The sequence below is a fragment of the Cupriavidus sp. PET2-C1 genome, assembly GCF_054515855.1.
Window position 1 is genome coordinate 596,512 of record NZ_JBTNRJ010000003.1, and the last position, 16,278, is coordinate 612,789.

Annotated in this window: 14 protein-coding genes and 3 pseudogenes; 15 read left to right on the plus strand and 2 right to left on the minus strand. The window is 64.7% G+C overall.

From position 1 onward, the window contains the following. The first annotated feature begins 2 nt into the window (after positions 1-2). The 8 genes and pseudogenes from ACX12D_RS36455 to ACX12D_RS36490 all read left to right on the plus strand — a co-directional run bounded on the left by ACX12D_RS36455 (position 3) and on the right by ACX12D_RS36490 (position 6,942). On the plus strand, positions 3-881 hold the full coding sequence (locus tag ACX12D_RS36455) for a branched-chain amino acid ABC transporter permease (RefSeq protein ID WP_459376697.1): 879 nt from the start codon (positions 3-5) through the stop codon (positions 879-881). 11 nt (positions 882-892) lie between these two features. Next, on the plus strand, positions 893-1,783 hold the full coding sequence (locus ACX12D_RS36460) for a branched-chain amino acid ABC transporter permease (protein WP_459376698.1): 891 nt from the start codon (positions 893-895) through the stop codon (positions 1,781-1,783). A gap of 706 nt (positions 1,784-2,489) precedes the next feature. Then, positions 2,490-2,828, plus strand: a complete 339-nt coding sequence (locus tag ACX12D_RS36465) for a hypothetical protein (RefSeq protein ID WP_459376699.1) — start codon at positions 2,490-2,492, stop codon at positions 2,826-2,828. 229 nt (positions 2,829-3,057) lie between these two features. Further along, positions 3,058-3,138: pseudogene (locus ACX12D_RS36470) on the plus strand (IS6 family transposase); the annotation flags it as partial. Between the two features lie 4 nt (positions 3,139-3,142). Further along, positions 3,143-4,093, plus strand: a pseudogene (locus ACX12D_RS36475) (acyl-CoA dehydrogenase); the annotation flags it as partial. Positions 4,094-4,278: 185 nt separating this feature from the next. After that, positions 4,279-4,628: pseudogene (locus ACX12D_RS36480) on the plus strand (hypothetical protein). Positions 4,629-4,878: 250 nt separating this feature from the next. Continuing rightward, positions 4,879-6,051, plus strand: a complete 1,173-nt coding sequence (locus ACX12D_RS36485; protein ID WP_459376700.1) for an MFS transporter — start codon at positions 4,879-4,881, stop codon at positions 6,049-6,051. A gap of 99 nt (positions 6,052-6,150) precedes the next feature. Further along, positions 6,151-6,942 (plus strand): AraC family transcriptional regulator, encoded by a 792-nt coding sequence (locus tag ACX12D_RS36490; RefSeq protein WP_459376701.1) that lies wholly within the window; start codon positions 6,151-6,153, stop codon positions 6,940-6,942. 305 nt (positions 6,943-7,247) lie between these two features. Here the strand turns inward: ACX12D_RS36490 and ACX12D_RS36495 are convergent, their stop codons facing one another. Together ACX12D_RS36495 and ACX12D_RS36500 are read right to left on the minus strand one after the other, a co-directional pair. Beyond that, the gene (locus ACX12D_RS36495) at positions 7,248-7,898 is read right to left on the minus strand and encodes a dienelactone hydrolase family protein (protein WP_459376702.1); all 651 of its coding nucleotides are present in this window, start codon (positions 7,896-7,898) and stop codon (positions 7,248-7,250) included. Positions 7,899-8,179: 281 nt separating this feature from the next. Next, the gene (locus ACX12D_RS36500) at positions 8,180-8,896 is read right to left on the minus strand and encodes a GntR family transcriptional regulator (RefSeq protein WP_459376703.1); all 717 of its coding nucleotides are present in this window, start codon (positions 8,894-8,896) and stop codon (positions 8,180-8,182) included. Between the two features lie 91 nt (positions 8,897-8,987). Here ACX12D_RS36500 and ACX12D_RS36505 point away from each other — a divergent pair, with 91 nt between their 5' ends. Genes ACX12D_RS36505 through ACX12D_RS36535 form a run of 7 tightly spaced genes read left to right on the plus strand, consistent with a single transcriptional unit; the run spans position 8,988 to position 16,275 of the window. Beyond that, positions 8,988-10,214 (plus strand): pyridoxal phosphate-dependent aminotransferase, encoded by a 1,227-nt coding sequence (locus ACX12D_RS36505; protein WP_459376704.1) that lies wholly within the window; start codon positions 8,988-8,990, stop codon positions 10,212-10,214. Further along, positions 10,214-10,957, plus strand: a complete 744-nt coding sequence (gene pxpB, locus ACX12D_RS36510) for a 5-oxoprolinase subunit PxpB (protein ID WP_459376705.1) — start codon at positions 10,214-10,216, stop codon at positions 10,955-10,957. The genes ACX12D_RS36505 and pxpB overlap by 1 nt, the downstream gene beginning before the upstream one ends. Beyond that, positions 10,954-11,958 (plus strand): 5-oxoprolinase subunit C family protein, encoded by a 1,005-nt coding sequence (locus ACX12D_RS36515; RefSeq protein ID WP_459376706.1) that lies wholly within the window; start codon positions 10,954-10,956, stop codon positions 11,956-11,958. The genes pxpB and ACX12D_RS36515 overlap by 4 nt, the downstream gene beginning before the upstream one ends. Positions 11,959-11,985: 27 nt before the next feature. Then, a complete protein-coding gene (locus ACX12D_RS36520; RefSeq protein ID WP_459376707.1) occupies positions 11,986-12,738 on the plus strand; it encodes a LamB/YcsF family protein in 753 nt (250 codons plus the stop codon). Positions 12,739-12,777: 39 nt separating this feature from the next. Continuing rightward, entirely contained in the window at positions 12,778-14,367 is a 1,590-nt protein-coding gene (locus ACX12D_RS36525; protein ID WP_459376708.1) for an ABC transporter substrate-binding protein, read from the plus strand. A 40-nt stretch (positions 14,368-14,407) separates the two neighbouring features. Beyond that, complete coding sequence (locus tag ACX12D_RS36530) at positions 14,408-15,427, plus strand: ABC transporter permease (RefSeq protein WP_459376709.1); 1,020 nt, start codon at positions 14,408-14,410, stop codon at positions 15,425-15,427. Between the two features lie 11 nt (positions 15,428-15,438). Beyond that, positions 15,439-16,275, plus strand: a complete 837-nt coding sequence (locus ACX12D_RS36535) for an ABC transporter permease (RefSeq protein ID WP_459376710.1) — start codon at positions 15,439-15,441, stop codon at positions 16,273-16,275. Positions 16,276-16,278: the final 3 nt, after the last annotated feature.

Here is a 16,278-nt window from a genome sequence, read left to right on the forward strand (position 1 = left end):
CGATGCTCCAACTTGTATTCAACGGCCTGGTTTCCGGCCTGCTGGTGGCGCTGCCGGCGCTGGCTCTCGCGCTGAGCTTCAGCGTGCTGCGTTTTGCCAACTTCGCCATCGGCGCCATGCTGACGCTGGGCGCCTACCTGATCTACCTGTTCAACGCTGGCCTGGGCTGGCCGCTGCCGTGGGCCGCCGCGGCCGGGACGCTGCTGGGTGGCGTGATCGCCATGGCGGTCGACTGGCTGGTCTACCGTCCCTTGCGTGAACGCTCTGGCGTGACCCTGCTGGTGGCCAGCATGGGGGTGGCATTCATCCTGGAAAACGCGGTGCGCTTCGTTGCCGGCAGTACGCCGCTGGGGTACGAGACAGAGCCTTCGCGGCCGTTGCGCATTGCCGCGATGGAGCCGCTCGGCGGCCTGCGGGTCAACCATGAGCAGTGGCTGATCGTGCTGGTCGGCGTGGCTAGCCTGGCGCTGGTATGGACCGTGTTTCGCTACACCCGCCTGGGCCGCGCGATGCGCGCTGTGGCCGACAACCCCGCGCTGGCCGCGGTGCGGGGCATCTCGCGCGCGCGCGTGGTGGGGCTGACTTGGTTCATCTCCGGCGCCCTGGCCAGCGCTGCTGGCCTGCTGGTGGGGCTTGACGCTACGCTCGATCCGCAGATGGGCTGGAACTACGTCCTGCCGGTATTCGCCGCCGCCATCCTGGGCGGCATCGCCAACCCCATGGCAGCGGTGTTCGGCGCGCTGTTGATGGGCGTGGCGGCCGAGGCCTCCACGCTGGTGCTGCCCTCCCATTACCGCACGCTGGTGTCTTTCGCCGTGCTCAGCGCGCTGCTGCTGGTGCGCCCGTGGGGCGTGTTTGGCCAGGCCCGCGTCAACAAGTGAGCCGTTAAGTCATGACCCCCTACCTCATCTCCATCCTGATGCTGGTGGCTATCGCCGGCATTGCCGCGCTCGGCCTGAACCTGCAGTGGGGCCTGAGCGGCCTCGTCAACTTCGGGCTGTTCGGCTTCTATATGCTGGCCGCCTACGCCTATGCGCAGTTCACGCACGTGGGCTGGAATCCATGGCTGGCGCTGCTGGCTGCCATTGCGCTGACCACGATTGCCAGCGCGCTCACCAGCCTGATCTCCATCCGGCTCTCCGACGACTATCTGGCCATCGTCACGTTGGGCTTTGCCGAATGCCTGAAGCTGGTGGCCATCCATGAGGAATGGCTCACGCGCGGCAGCCTGGGCATCGCCAACATCGCGCGCCCGGTGGCGAGCGATGGCGCGCTGCTGGCGCTGACGCTGATCAGCCTGGCGGCGGTGTTCCTGTTGTTCGAGGCGGTGGCGCGGGCTCCGCTGGGCCGCACTGCCCGCGCCCTGCGCGACGACCCGCTGGTGGCCGCCACGCTGGGCAAGAACGTACTGGCGCTGCGGCTGCGCCTGTTTGCGCTGGGCGGCGGCGTCATTGGCCTGGCCGGTTGCCTCCACGCCGTTTACTATCAGTACATCGACCCCACCCAGTTCGGCCCCATCATCACCGCCTACGCCTTCATGGGGGTGATCATCGGTGGGCGCGGCAGCAACCGGGGTGTGCTGCTGAGCGCGTTCACCGTCGTGCTCCTGCTGGAGGGAACGCGTTTTCTGAACGACTACATAGCCTGGCTTACGCCCGGCCAGCTGGCATCGCTGCGGTTGATGCTGATCGGCCTGGGGTTGATCCTGGCGCTGATCTACAAGCCGGCGGGACTGGTCACTGAGTATCGGCTGAAGGTTGGCAGTGGCAGCGGCGCAGCCTGAGATTCAATTCTCCGGCGCGGCCTCGCTGCTCCCGCTGTGCAATCAAAGAAAACCACCATGGGCTGCTGAGAACGCCTTGCGAGATTTGTCGCTGGCCCCCGAACTGCAAGCAAGCCCGCGGCGCACTACCAGAATGCCACGTCGTGGGGCAGTCTCCTGTTTCTCTCCGGAAAATCCGCCGCGCCGGCACCGCGAGAAAAGCTCGGGCGCGAATTCTCCGTCGGCGAGGCAAGCACTTCGCGCATCTTGCCGCCTCGAACTCTTGCTCGCGCTGTCCGCGCACTGTTTTCCGTCGCCTTGTGCGGCGCCTTTGGCGCGTATGCATTCACCTAGCCGGGTGCCCCGGAACCGACGGTCCCGGCCGGAGCAAAGCTAGTCGTGGCCGACCGGAACGAAGCCCTGCAGAAGCGGCCGCGTAGCGCCAGCGAGCAGGGCAGGCTGGGCGCCAGCATTGCCTACGCCAACTTCCTCGGCAGCTCTGCGATTCTGGAGGCCTTCCGAGGGTGCCTTGGAGCTTGCCGTGGTTGGCGATACCCCGCCCGATCCAATGGCATGAGTGGGGAATTTGACGCAGGCATGCCAGCGTGAAGATACACGGGAGCGTGCCGAATATGCTCTGTGAGTGTTCGGTGGGGGCATGTTCTCCAATACCCTTTAGGAAGATCATTCAGTATCGACGGGCTGCGACGCCCCCGATCATTTTCCTATGAGATCCCGATCGGTACCACCCAGATGGAGTCGTTTCTATATCCTGGATGCGAAGAACCGGCCTGTCCAGGTGTTGGGCCAGGGCGAGTGGTCGCGCTGGATGGCTGAAAACGAACTGATCTTCCGCCGCACGCTGTTGGAAGACTGCGGCGTCGTGGTCACCACCCGCTTCCGCGGAGTGTCTGAGCGAGCACCTAGGGACACGCCACTGTTCGTGACTCGTGTTGTTGGGAAGGTGGCGGACCAAAACGAGAGCTATGGAGCCTGCACCCTTGATGAAGCGTTGGAGCGACATGAACTGCTAGTGCAGAAGCTCATTCGCGCTGCGCTAGATTGAGCCAGGATTTGAGCCCGCGCGACGGTGTTCGCAATCCATATCCGCTCTCAAGGGATGCAATTAATCACTTGCCGTGATAATCAAGCAAATTTGACCCGCTGGCAGGAGGGCGGGGGCCGCCTTAGCGGGTCCACCCGATTCGGTGCTTATACTGCGTGGCTTCGTGTCGCGCATCCTCTTGTCGGGAGTGCCGGTACCTGGGTCCAACGGAACCGCATCCTGCTTCGTGCGGGCGGGCCACACCATCGATTTTCTACTGGGCGCCCAGCGCGACAAGGCTGCGGCGCGGCGCTATTTCGAGAAGGCCATTGCGCACCAAGATCTTCATCACCTACGGTGAACACGACATGGCGCAGAACATCGTCCATCTCGTGCTGGCGCGCACGCCCACGGCGCCCGAGGGCGTCAAGGGCATCTCGCTGTTCATCGTGCCCAAGTTCCTGGTGAATGAGGATGGTTCGCTGGGCGCGCGCAATGATGCGCACTGCGTGTCGATCGAGCACAAGCTGGGCATCAAGGCCAGCCCCACAGCCGTGCTGCAGTTCGGCGACCACGGTGGTGCCATCGGCACGCTGGTCGGCGAGGAAAACCGCGGCCTGGAATACATGTTCATCATGATGAACTCGGCGCGCTTCTCGGTCGGCATGCAAGGCATCGCCGTGTCGGAGCGGGCCTACCAGCAGGCTGTGAATTTTGCCCGCGAGCGCGTGCAAAGCCGTCCGGTCGATGGTTCCGCGCGCGAGGCTGTGGCCATCATCCATCACCCGGACGTCAAGCGCATGCTGATGACCATGCGCTCGCTGATCGAAGGCGCGCGCGCGGTAGCGTATGTGGCCGCGGCCGCGTGCGACACGGCGCACCAGCATGCCGACGACGCGGTGCGCAAGCAAAGCCAGGCGTTCTACGAGTTCATGGTGCCCATCGTCAAGGGCTGGAGCACCGAGTTGTCCATCGATGTGACCAGCCTCGGCGTGCAGGTGCACGGCGGCATGGGCTTCATCGAGGAGACTGGCGCGGCCCAGCATTATCGCGATGCCCGCATCCTGCCGATCTACGAAGGCACGACCGCGATCCAAGGCTGGCAGCTTGGCCGCGCGATGCTCGCGGCGGACGCGAAGCGCGCCGAGGATCCGTCCTTCCACGACGCCAAGATCTCGACGGCGCATTTCTTCGCGGAGCACATCCTGTCGCAGGCAAGGGGTTTGCGCGATGCCATCGTGGCGGGCGCGGTGCCGGTCAATGCGTTGAGCGAAGCGCAGTTCTGAGATCGCACGGTAGCGGGCATTTGCCGAAGCCGACAAGTTGCGCCAACGCCGATTGAAGTGATGACGGTGTTGACTCCCTCTGGCACTGTCACGTTGATGGGGCGGTCGCGTAAGATAGTGCGATGATGAAGACGAAATCGCACTATCGCGGCCACCGCTTCCCGGCGGTGGTCATCAGCTAGGCGGTGCGCTGGTACTTCCGGTTCAACCTGAGCCTGTGCGACATCGAGGAATTGCTGTTCGAGCGCAGCGTGACTGTGACCTACGAGACGATCCATTGCTGGTGCAATAGGGTGAACAATCGGGCAGAGAACAGTCACCAGCCAACCCGCGAACGGGAGCGGCGCATGCTGTGGCTTTCGCGCCCTGACGCGTACGCGGGCGTTCCTGTCGAGCTTCGGCCCCATCCGGGAGGCACTTCGCGCTCAAGCGACATCTGTTGCGCGCCTCGCTCTATCGCAAGCAGCTTGCCGCACGTTTCGTTGCCTGGCGCGAATTGACCGAACACGCCCAAAATCCGCAGGCTCCGATCTGAACGATGCTCGCACCTGCCGCCGGCACGTCTTACTCTCGGTAAGTTAACAATGCCCGTTCGACACCGACAAAGTCTACTCCAAGCCTTTGCGACAAGCCCTTTTGTCCATTTCGCGACGAATCTTGTGGTTTCCGCGCGAGATCAATTTCCGGGTGCTGTCTACCATCTTCCATTCAAACATCAAGGAGGATCCAGACATGCCATTATTCGCCCCCTCGCCACGCCTCGCCTGCCGCACGGGAGACGCCGCATGAACAAGAAGCGGCTCGGACTGCTCACCGGCACGCACGCGGTCAACGATCTCTATCAGGGGCTCGTGCCGGCCCTGCTGCCCTTCATGGTGCTGGAGCGCGGCTACAGCTACGCGGCCGTGAGCGGCCTGATGCTGGCAGCCACCGGCCTTTCCAGCGTGGTGCAGCCCCTGTTCGGCGCCTATGCCGACCGCGCGCACCGCGGCTGGCTGGTGCCCACCGGCTTCCTGGTGGCCGCGCTCGGCGTAGTGCTTGCCGGCATGGCGTCCACCTATTTCGCCACCTGGGTGGCCATCGCGCTGACCGGCCTCGGCATCGCTGCCTACCATCCGCCGGCCACGGTGGCCGCCCGCGCTGCCGGCGGCACCTCGCAAAAGGCAATGAGCGTGTTCTCCGTGGGAGGCACCGTCGGTGCGTCGTTCGCGCCTTTGCTGGCCGCGCTCGCGGTTGGTGGCGGCGCGCTGGCGCGCAGCTACCTGCTGGGCATCCCGGCCGTGCTGATGGCCGTGCTGTGGCTGGTTGCGTCGGCGCGTCCGGCGGCCGTGCCCGGCGCAGCCGCGGCCAGGCGTTCGCAGGCGGCGCCGGTGCCCAATCACTGGCGCGCGTTCGGCCTGCTGGTAGCCACCATCATCTGCTGGTCGATTCCCTATGTCACGGTGCTGTCGATGCTATCGCTCCATATGACGCGCGATCTCGGCGGCAGCGCCTTTTTCGGCGGCGCGGTGCTGACCGCGTTCACGGCGTCCGGCGCGGTGGGCACGCTGCTGGGCGGCTGGCTTGGTGACCGCCGCGGCCGCATGACCGCGATCCGTGCCGGCTATGTACTGATGCTGCCCATGCTGGCTGGGCTGGTGCTCGTGCAGAGCGCGCCGCTGGCGCTGGTGTTCACGGTCTTGCTGGGCGTTGCCATGTTCCTGCCGTTCACGGCGCAGGTCACGCTGGCACAGGACTACCTGCCGCGCAACCCTGCCATGGCCAGCGGCATCACGCTGGGCCTGGCACTGTCGGTGGGCGGCATGGCATCGCCGCTGTTCGGCCTGCTGTCCGACGCACGCGGCCTTGCCTTCACGCTGGCCACCGTGCTCGGCGTGCTGTGCGTGGCCAGCGCGCTTGCCCTGCGCCTGCGCGACCGCGCCCCGCGCATCGACGAGCAGGGCCTTGTCGCCGCCTAGCCAGCGGTAAGGAGGCACCGCCCGTCGCCAGCCAATGGGCGGCGGCCGGGCTACACTGGCGCGCACGATGACGCTTTCACCGGACCATAGATCTGCCTCATGAAGACCCTGTCCGACGCCGCCCTCCAGCAATCGCTGCAGACGCCCCGGCCGATCGTGGTGGTGGCCAACGACCAACCGGACGGCTCCGAGCTGGCCGAGCACTGGCACCAGCACGGACAACTGATCCATGCCATCTCCGGTGTGATGATTGTGCGCACCGCGCGCGGCGAATGGGTGGTCCCGATCGGGCGCGCGGTGTGGGTGCCGCCGCAGCTCAGGCACCGCATCGGCGCCGTCGGCGATGTGCGCATGCGCACGGTCTTCGTGGCCGGCGACGCCTGCGCGGCCATGCCGCAGGACTGCCGCGCCATCGAAGTCAGCCTGCTGCTGCGCGAGCTCATCCTGCATGCGGTACGGATCCCGGCCAGCTATGCGCCGGAAGGGCGCGACCAGCGCATCATGGCACTGATCCTGGACGAAATCCGGGCGGCGCCCGTGCTCTCCCTGCACCTGCCGATGCCGCAGCACGCCCGCGCCGCGCAGCTGTGCGCACGCCTGATCCAGAGCCCCGCCCAGGCGGCCACCCTGACCGGCTGGGCGGCAGAGCTGCATATGAACGAGCGCACCTTCGCGCGATTGTTCAAGCGCGAGACCGGCATGACCTTCGGCGCCTGGTGCCGCCACACGCGACTGCTGCTCAGCCTGCCCAGGCTGGCGCAGGGCGATGCCATCCTGGAGGTGGCGCTGGATCACGGCTACGACAGCCCCAGCGCGTTCGCGGCGGTTTTTCGCAAGACCTTCGGCGTCAGCCCGAGCGCGTACTTCCGCAAGGCCGAAGCACCGGACTGACATGGCGCCCTGGCGTGCCGGGCGGAAGTGACGACCCGGGGCGGCGGCCCTTCGCTGCGCCACAATCCGGCAGCCAGCGGCGCACATGACACCGGCCCTTCCCACAAGGGCAGACACGCGCTCCCCGAACTGCAGCAGTGAAGGATAGCCGTGACACGGTGAAATAGGCGTAATCAAGGCGCACACCAACTTAAACGGAACACGATTACTACACTTCACGAGTACGCGCAGACCAGGATCGCCCCGTGCCAGGGCGGGGCTTCGCTAGGCATTTTGAGTACGCCGCGCCGGCATGGCTGGTTGCTCTATGCCTTGGCAAGATGGCGCTCAAACCATTGGGTCGCCAGCCGAGCGACCGTTTCCAGTGCGCCGGGCTCTTCGAACAAGTGGGAGGCACCAGGCACAATGTCCAGTTCCTTTTGGCATGTAAGCAAAGCAAATGTCGACTCATTGCGTTCGATAACGCTTGAATCGAGCCCTCCAACGATCAATAAGGTAGGCGCAAGCAACTTTGCGAGAGCGTCACGACCGGCCAAGTCAACTCTGCCACCTCGCGAGACGATAGCGTGGATTCGGGTTGGCGACGTGCTCGCAGCACGGATTGCCGCAGCGGCACCAATGCTTGCTCCAAAGTAGCCCAACGGCAGCGGTATCGCCTGCTGCTCTGTCACCCACTTTGTCGCTTGCACTAGCCGCGCCGCCAGGAGATCAACGTCGAAACGGGTTGCCGGGATGCTGTCCTCCTGCGGCAATAGGAGGTCCATCAGCAGCGTTCCCATGCCGCTTCGATTGAGTTCGGCGGCCACGTACTTGTTCCGCGGGCTATGTCGGGAACTGCCGCTACCATGCGCAAACAATACCAAGGAGCCCGCACCCGGCGGCAGTGTGAGTATGCCCTGCAGGTACACGTCCCCGGCCGGGATCACAAGTTCCCGTGTCGCTGATTCAGTCCACATGGCGCGATCCCTCATCAGATGCGCATTGACGCGTGCAGCCTTACAGCCGCGTCCTTTCCCTGTTCACTATGGTAGGGCGGACGGAGCCGCGTGGCGAGTTGCCATCTCCCCATCTCGGCGAAGCGCCACCATGGCACGATGCCTGGTTTGGCTTTTCGCCGTGATCTGCGCCGGCTGGCACGTTTGCGGGCACATCTGGATCCGGCGGTGGCGTGTCCGGATCAGAGTTAGGGGTGCCACGTGGCATTAGGCGACCCCGCATCAGCACCGAAGCCCTGCGGCTACCACCGCGCCAACTTTTCCAGGATCGAAGCACGAATATTGTCGATGTGCTGGGCCGTCTGGCGCGCTGCTTCCTCGCTGTCCCCTCGTTCGAGGGCGTCAATCATCGCGAGGTGTTCATGGCAAACGGGTCCCAGACGTCGCTCCAACCGTTTGAGCGAGAACATGCGTGTCTTGCGTCGTACCTCCCCGATGATGCCGGCCAACATCTCGTTGTCGCAGTAGTTGCAGATGACGCCGTGCAGATCTGCGTCCAGTACCTGATGCTCGGGATTTCCAGGCTCATTGTGCGCGAGCAGCTCCTCCACCCGCTGGCGAAGCCTGTCCAGTTCGAATCGAGGAACTTGCCCAGCCGCGCGAGCGGCCGCATCGGGCTCGAGCAGGCGCCGTACGTGCAATGCTTCGAGGATCTCCTGCACGGTCACCTGCCTCACAAACAACCGGCTGTTCGCGCCGCGCTCGAGCAACCGTTCGCCTTCAAGCCGATGCAAGGCTTCGCGCAACGGCGTACGCGAGAAGCCGAGCTGGACGGCGAGAGCGCGTTCCTGGATCGGGTCTCCGGGATGCAGTCCACCGGAAACCAGCAAATCGAGTACCGCCTCATAGGCGACGTTTCCCAAGGCGCGCTCCTTGGGCAGTTCGTCAGCCAACGGCTCCGCGTCCGGGTCGGTCTCCGCGGCGGACACTGAATAGGCAAGGGCAGTCTTTTTCGTCATGTCTCGAAGTATGGCACGGGGTTTGCTTGAATGCCAGTGGTATACCAATGGCATTCAGTGGGAATGCCGGTTCCGACAATACGCGATTTTCATGCCGACCTCATTTGCCGCCCCTCGTCTTTCCCAGCGCCTCGCCATGGCGCGCCCGTCCGCCACCGGCGCCATGTCCGAAGCCGCAAGGCGGCTTGCCGACACGGGCGAGTCGGTCATCAGCTTGTCCGAGGGCGAGCTGGATTTCGACACCCCGGCCCATATCCAGCTTGCCGCCATCAAGGCGATGACGGCGGGGGAAACGCGCTACACGAGCGTGGCCGGCACGCCCCAACTTAAGGCAGCGATTGCACGAAAACTGGCACGCGACAACGGCTTGCACTATGACGAAGCAGAAATCATCGCCGGCACCGGTGCCAAGCAGATGCTGTTCAATGCGCTGCTTGCCACTGTCGACGCGGGTGACGAAGTCATCGTCACGGCGCCTTACTGGGTGTCGTATAGCGACATGGTGCATATCGCTGGCGGCACACCAGTGCTGGTCACGGCAACGCCCGCCGACGACTTCAAACTCACGCCCGCCGCGCTGCGCGCGGCGCTGACGCCACGCACGCGCTGGCTCATGCTCAACTCGCCGTGCAACCCGTCGGGCGCGCTCTACTCGGCTGACGAACTGCGCGTGCTGGCCGACGTGTTGTGTGACTACCCTGATGTGCTGGTCCTGTCGGACGAGATCTATGAGGAGATCGTGTTCGAGGGTGAGTTCGTGTCGTTCGCGCAAGCCGCACCGGACATGCGGGGCCGCACGCTGACCGTCAATGGCGTATCAAAGGCCTACGCGATGACCGGCTGGCGCCTGGGCTATGCAGCGGGCCCTGCCTGGCTGATCAAGGCCATGGCGCTGTTGCAGTCCCAAAGCACCAGCAATCCGAGCGCGATCAGCCAGGCGGGTGCGGTCGCCGCTCTCGATGGTCCGCAGGATTTCCTCGATGGCTGGCGTGCCCGCCTGCGCGATCGCCGCGATCTGGCGTTGTCTGTGCTCGCGGACGCGGCACCGGTCCTGACCATGCGTCGTCCGCCCGCCGCCTTCTATCTCTATGCAGACTGCGGCGCGGCCATCGGCATGCGCACGCGGGACGGGACGCGCATCGAAACCGATACCGACTTCGCGATGTACCTGCTTCATGTCGCCAACGTGGCGGTGGTGCCCGGTTCGGCTTTCGGGCTGGCACCCTATGTGCGCTTGGCCTTTGCCCTGGCCGATGCTCGCCTGAGCATGGCTTGCGAGCGCATCGTGATGGCCTGCGCCGCGTTGGAACGCGCGTGATGGCCATCGCGCAACCGGAATCCGGGCTGCTCGCGCTGACCGATTGGCGCATCGAGCCCGTTGGCGACCGCTGCCTCCAGATCCGCCTGGGCGATCAGGTCAGCGTGGCGGTCAGCCAGACTGTGCATGCCGTGACGGAGTGGCTGCTGCAGCAGCACTGGCCGGTCGTGCGCGACGTGATGCCGGCCTTTACCACGGTCGCCGTGCATTTCCGCCCCGAGATGTTTGCGCGCGACAAGGGCCCGGCCTTCGCGCAGCTTTCCGCGCAGATCCGGGACGTGCTGGTCGAAGGTGTGCCCGCCGTGGTCCATGCTGGGCGCGAAGTAGAGGTGCCCGCCTGCTATGGTGGCGAGTACGGTCCCGACCTCGAAGACGTAGCACGTGCCTGCGAGATCGATACGGCCGAAGTGATCCGGCTGCATTGCGCCACGCCGCTGGTGCTCTACACATTCTTCTTCTCACCAGGCAATCCGTTTGCCGGGCCGCTGCATCCACGTCTTGCCGTACCACGCCGTGCCACGCCACGCACACTGGTGCCGGCCGGCTCGGTGGCGATTGCCAATGGCATCTCGTCGATCTATCAGAACGCGTCGCCCGGGGGCTGGAATGTGATCGCGCGCACGCCCTGGAACCTGTTTCACGTCAACCGCAACCCGCCGACCCGCCTGCAGCTTGGCGACCGGCTGCGCTTCGTGCCCATTTCCCCGGCCGAGTTCGATGCCATGCTGGAACCACGGCCATGAACCTCATGTGTGTGGACCGACCCGGCATGCTTTCGGTGCTGCAGGACGGCGGCCGCTACGGCTACCAGCGCTTTGGCGTGCCGGTCAATGGCGCGATGGACGAATGGTCGCACCGCTTGGCGAACGTGCTGGTGGGCAACGCCGCCGACACAGCGGCGCTCGAAATGACGCTCAATGGTCCGACCGTGCGCTTCACACAGGACACGCTGATCGCCGTGACGGGCGCCGACATCGTCGTGACTGCCGCCGGCGTGCCGCTGCCTACGCACTGCGCGCTGATGGTGCGCCATGGCGTGCCGATCGCGTTTGGCCATTGCCGTCGTGGCGCCAGAGCATATCTGGCGGTGCGCGGCGGATTTGCACCCGACGCGGTGCTGGGAAGCCGAAGTACGAACCTGCGTGCCAGATTCGGTGGCTTCGAGGGCCGCCCGCTACGCGCCGGGGATCGCGTCGCCGTCGCTTCCCCGTACCGCGAAATGTTGCCGCTGGCCCGAATGATGGTGCAGAGCGCCATGGCATCCGTCGCAGCCGCAAGGCCCGCCGGCGTAACAGGTCCCGAGGCGTGCGATGCGATTCGCTTTCTGCCCGGTCCGCAATGGGAGCGCTTCAAGCCCGCGGCTCGAAAGGCCTTCGAGCAGGAGAGCTTCACCGTGTCGAATCAGTCGGACCGCATGGGCTACCGCCTCGAAGGGCCGGTGCTGGCGCTGTCCTCTCCGCTCGAGATGGTGTCGGAGGCCGTCAGCTTTGGCACCGTTCAGGTGCCACCCGGTGGCGCGCCCATTGTACTGATGGCTGACCGGCAGAGCGTGGGTGGCTATCCAAAGATCGCCTACGTCATCAGTGCCGACCTGCCGTCGCTGGCCCAAGCCATGCCGGGCACTGCGCTGCAATTCCGTGCCGTGACGGCCGATACCGCGCAGCGCGAGCTGCTGGCGATGGAAGACCGCCTGCACGCCATTGCGGCCGAGGCAGCGCGTCTGCTCGGTCTTCCGCCCCAATAACCTCAGAAAACACGAAGAGATCATTCGATGCCAACTCTCGATATCAACTGTGACATGGGCGAAAGCTTTGGCGCCTGGCGCATGGGCGACGATGAAGCGATTCTGCGTCACGTTACGTCCGCGAATATTGCGTGCGGCTTCCATGCCGGAGATCCCGACGTGATGCTGGCCACGGTACGCGCAGCCGCCAACGCTGGCGTAGCCGTCGGCGCCCATCCTGGCCTGCCCGATCTGCAGGGGTTTGGCCGTCGCGTCATGGCGATGACGGCTGCCGAGGTGTACGCGCTGACCGTGTATCAGGTCGGCGCCATGCTTGGCGTTACGCGCGCCGTCGGCGTGCCGCTCCACCACGTCAAAACGCATGGAGCGCTCTACAACATGACCGCGCGCGACGCGGTGCTCGCCACCGCAGTGGCCGACGCCGTACAGGCCGTGGCGCCCGACGTGCTCATATATGTGGCGAACGCCAACATGGCGGCGGCGGCAGCGGCGGCCGGCCTGCGTGTGGCCAATGAAGTCTATGCGGATCGTTCGTACCAGGACGACGCCACGCTAACGCCGCGTTCTATGCCGCACGCCATGATCGAAGACGTCGAGGCGTCGATCGCCCAAGTGCGCCGCATGGTGCTGGACGGCAGCGTGCAGGCACTGTCAGGCAAGTCGGTGCCCATCGCGGCCGACACGTTGTGCCTCCACGGCGACCAGCCCGGTGCCGTCCTGTTCGCCGAACGCATCCGCGATGCACTGGCTGCCGACGGCGTCGTCGTCCAACCGCTGTAACCTCCCGCCCCTCGTTTTCATCGATAACCAGGTAAATCCATGTCCACCAAGCTCCCCCTGCCCACCGCCCGCCTGCTCAAAATCGCGGCGTGCTCGATCGCCCTGACCGTCGGTATTGCCGCGGGTGCTCACGCACAGACCCGTGGTGGCACGTTGCGCGCCATCGCTCAGCCCGAGCCGCCCACGCTGATGCTGGGTTTGAACCAGCAGACGCCTACCCAATACGTGGCCGGCAAGATCTACGAGAGCCTGCTGACCTGGTCCCCTGACATGAAGCCCCAGCCGAGCCTGGCCAGCTCGTGGACCATCTCGCCTGACGGCAAGGTCTACACGTTCGAGCTGCAGCCAAACGTCAAGTGGCATGACGGCAAGCCGTTCTCGTCAGACGACGTGGTGTTTTCGATCGACAAGTTCCTGCGTACGGTCCATCCGCGCGCCCGCGTTGTAATCGATCAGTTCGTGCAGTCGATCAAGGCACAGGGCCCGAACAAGGTGGTCATCACGCTCAAGGAGCCGTTCGCGCCGTTCCTGAAGTCGTTCGTGAGCGACAACATGCCAATGGTGCCGAAGCACATCTATGACGGTACCGACTATGCGAAGAACCCCGCCAACCAGACCCCGATCGGCACCGGACCCTTCATGTTCAAGGAGTGGAAGAAGGGCGCCTATATCGTACTCACGCGCAATCCGAACTACTGGCAGAAGGGCAAGCCTTACTTGGACGAGATCGTCTTCAACGTGATTCCGGACGCGGCCTCGCGTGCGGTCGCCTTCGAACGCGGCGACGTACAGGTGGTCAGCGCTGGCGACGTCGACAACGTGGAGATCAAGCGCCTGCGAGCGCTGCCCAACGTGGAGTACACGACCAAGGGCTGGGAGATGTTCTCCAAGCTTGCCTACATCCAGATGAACCAGCGCAAGGTACCGTTTAACAATGTGAAGGTGCGTCAGGCCATCATGGAAGCCATCAACCGAAAGTTCGTGGTGAACAACATCTTCTTCGGACTGGGCAAGGTCGCGACTGGGCCAATCTCGTCGACCACCCCGTTCTATGATGCCAATGTGCCGGGATATGGCTTCGACCTCAAGAAGGCGCGCGCGCTGATCAAGGAATCGGGCGTGGATCCGTCGAAGACCACTATCCGCATCCTTTCTTACCCGTACGGCGCCACATGGGACCGCCTTGGCGAGTACACGCGCCAGTGCTTGGAGCAGCTCGGCTTCAAGGTGGAGATCGAGTCCGCCGATGCGGGCACTTGGGCCAAGCGCGTGTCCGACTTCGACTTCGACCTGACTTTCAGTTTCACATCACAGTACGGCGACCCCGCGCTGGGCGTCTCGCGGCTCTACTTGGCGCGCAATCAGGTCAAGGGCTCGGCGTTCGTGAACAACCAGGGCTATGTGAATCCGGGCGTGGATGCGCTGTGGGACAAGGCCGCGGCCGCCACGTCCGACACCGAGCGCCAGCAGCTCTATTCGAACATCCAGAAGACGCTGGTCCAGGAAGTGGCCAACGGCTACCTATTCGAGATGGAGCTGCCCACGCTCTATAGCGGCAAGGTGCACAACCTGGTCCAGACGGCCATAGGGCTGAACGACACGTTCGCCGACGTCTATATCAGCAAGTAACTCTGCTACAGGACGATGCACTGCGTTGGCGGTGCATCGGATGTTCCAGTCCCAAAAAGGATCCGATCACGTGGAAAAAGCACTCTCCATCCTGATCGCCAGGTTAGGCAAGGCGCTATTCGTCGTGCTTGGCGTGGTCATCATCAATTTCATGCTCGTGCGCATGGCGCCTGGCGATCCCGCTACGGTATTGGCCGGCGAGTCCGGTTCGTCCGATCCGGCCTATGTGGAAGAACTGCGTAAGGAGTTCGGCCTCGACCAGCCGCTGCCGGTGCAGCTTGGCCGCTATCTCTGGGGCGTGGCGCATCTCGACCTCGGGTACTCGTATCGGGAGCGCCTGCCTGTGCTCGACCTGATTCTCGACCGGCTGACGGCCACGCTGCTGCTGATGTCGTGCGCGTTCGTGTTCGCGCTGGGCTTTGGCGTGCTGTTCGGCGTAATCGCGTCGCGTGCCCGCTATGCCGGGCGGCGCACCTGGCTCGACAGCGTGCTGATGACAGGCTCGCTGCTGATCTACGCGACGCCCCAGTTCTGGCTGGCGCTGCTGGCCATCCTGTTCTTCTCGCTGCATCTCGGCTGGCTGCCGCCTTACGGTATGGAACAGGTGGGCGGCAATCTGTCGGGCTGGGCGCGCGTCAGTGACATCGCCCACCATCTGGTGCTGCCCACCGTATCACTCGGCTGCTTTTTCATGGCCGTCTACGCCCGGCTCACGCGCGCGTCGATGCTAGAAGTGCTCGGCATGGATTTCATCAAGACAGCGCGCGCCAAGGGCGTGCCGCTTGGCGAAACCATTCGCCGCCACGCGCTGCGCAATGCACTGCTGCCCGTGGTGACGTTCGCGGGCATCCAGCTTGGACAGATGGCAGGCGGCGCCGTCCTGACCGAGACCGTGTTCGGCTGGCCCGGTATCGGCCGCCTGATGTTCGACGCGCTGATCCAGCGCGACTACCAGCTGCTGCTCGGTGTGTTCCTGGTCACGTCGACCATGGTCGTCGTGTTTAACCTGCTGACCGATCTGGTGTACCGCCTGATCGACCCGCGCATCGGTCGGACCTGAGGAGCTGCGAGATGTCCTTCCTGAAACGCTTTGGCGCCAATCGTGGCGCCGCCGTGGGCCTGGTGCTGTTGCTGGTCGTGATCCTGACTGCGGCGCTGGCTTCCACGTTGTATGAAGATCCCCCCTGGATGATGGTGGCGGACCCGCTGCTGGCGCCGTTCCATGACGGCGCTTATCCGCTAGGCACCGACATGCTCGGACGTGATATCGCCGCCGGCATTGCCTACGGCGCGCGCGTCTCGCTGATGATCGGTGTGATATCGACGCTGGTGGCCGTGCTGATCGGCATCGTGGTCGGTGCGCTGGCCGGCTACTACGGTGGTCGCATCGACGATGCCCTGATGCGCGGCACCGAGTTCTTCCAGACCATTCCGCAACTGGCGATGGCTCTGGTGCTCGTGGCGATCTTCAAGCCGTCGCTCTATTCAATCGTGGGCGCCATCGCGATCGTGTCGTGGCCTCCAGTGGCGCGGCTGGTCCGCTCCGAGTTCATGACGCTGAAGGAGCGGGAGTTCGTGCAGGCGGCAGTAGTGATCGGGCAATCGCCGGCGCGCATCATCTTCACGCAGATCCTGCCCAACGCAGCGTCGCCGGTGATCGTCACGGCCTCGCTGATGACCGCCACTGCCATCCTGACGGAATCGGCGCTCTCGTTCCTGGGCCTGGGCGACCGCAACCTGATGAGCTGGGGCTTCATGATCGGCGCGGCACGCACGATGCTGCGCGAGGCCCCGTGGATGAGCCTGTGCCCGGGGGTGGCAATCATGCTGACCGTGCTCGCGATCAACCTGATTGGCGAGGGGCTCAACGATGCCCTGAACCCCCAATTGCGCAAACGAGGGAGCTGACCG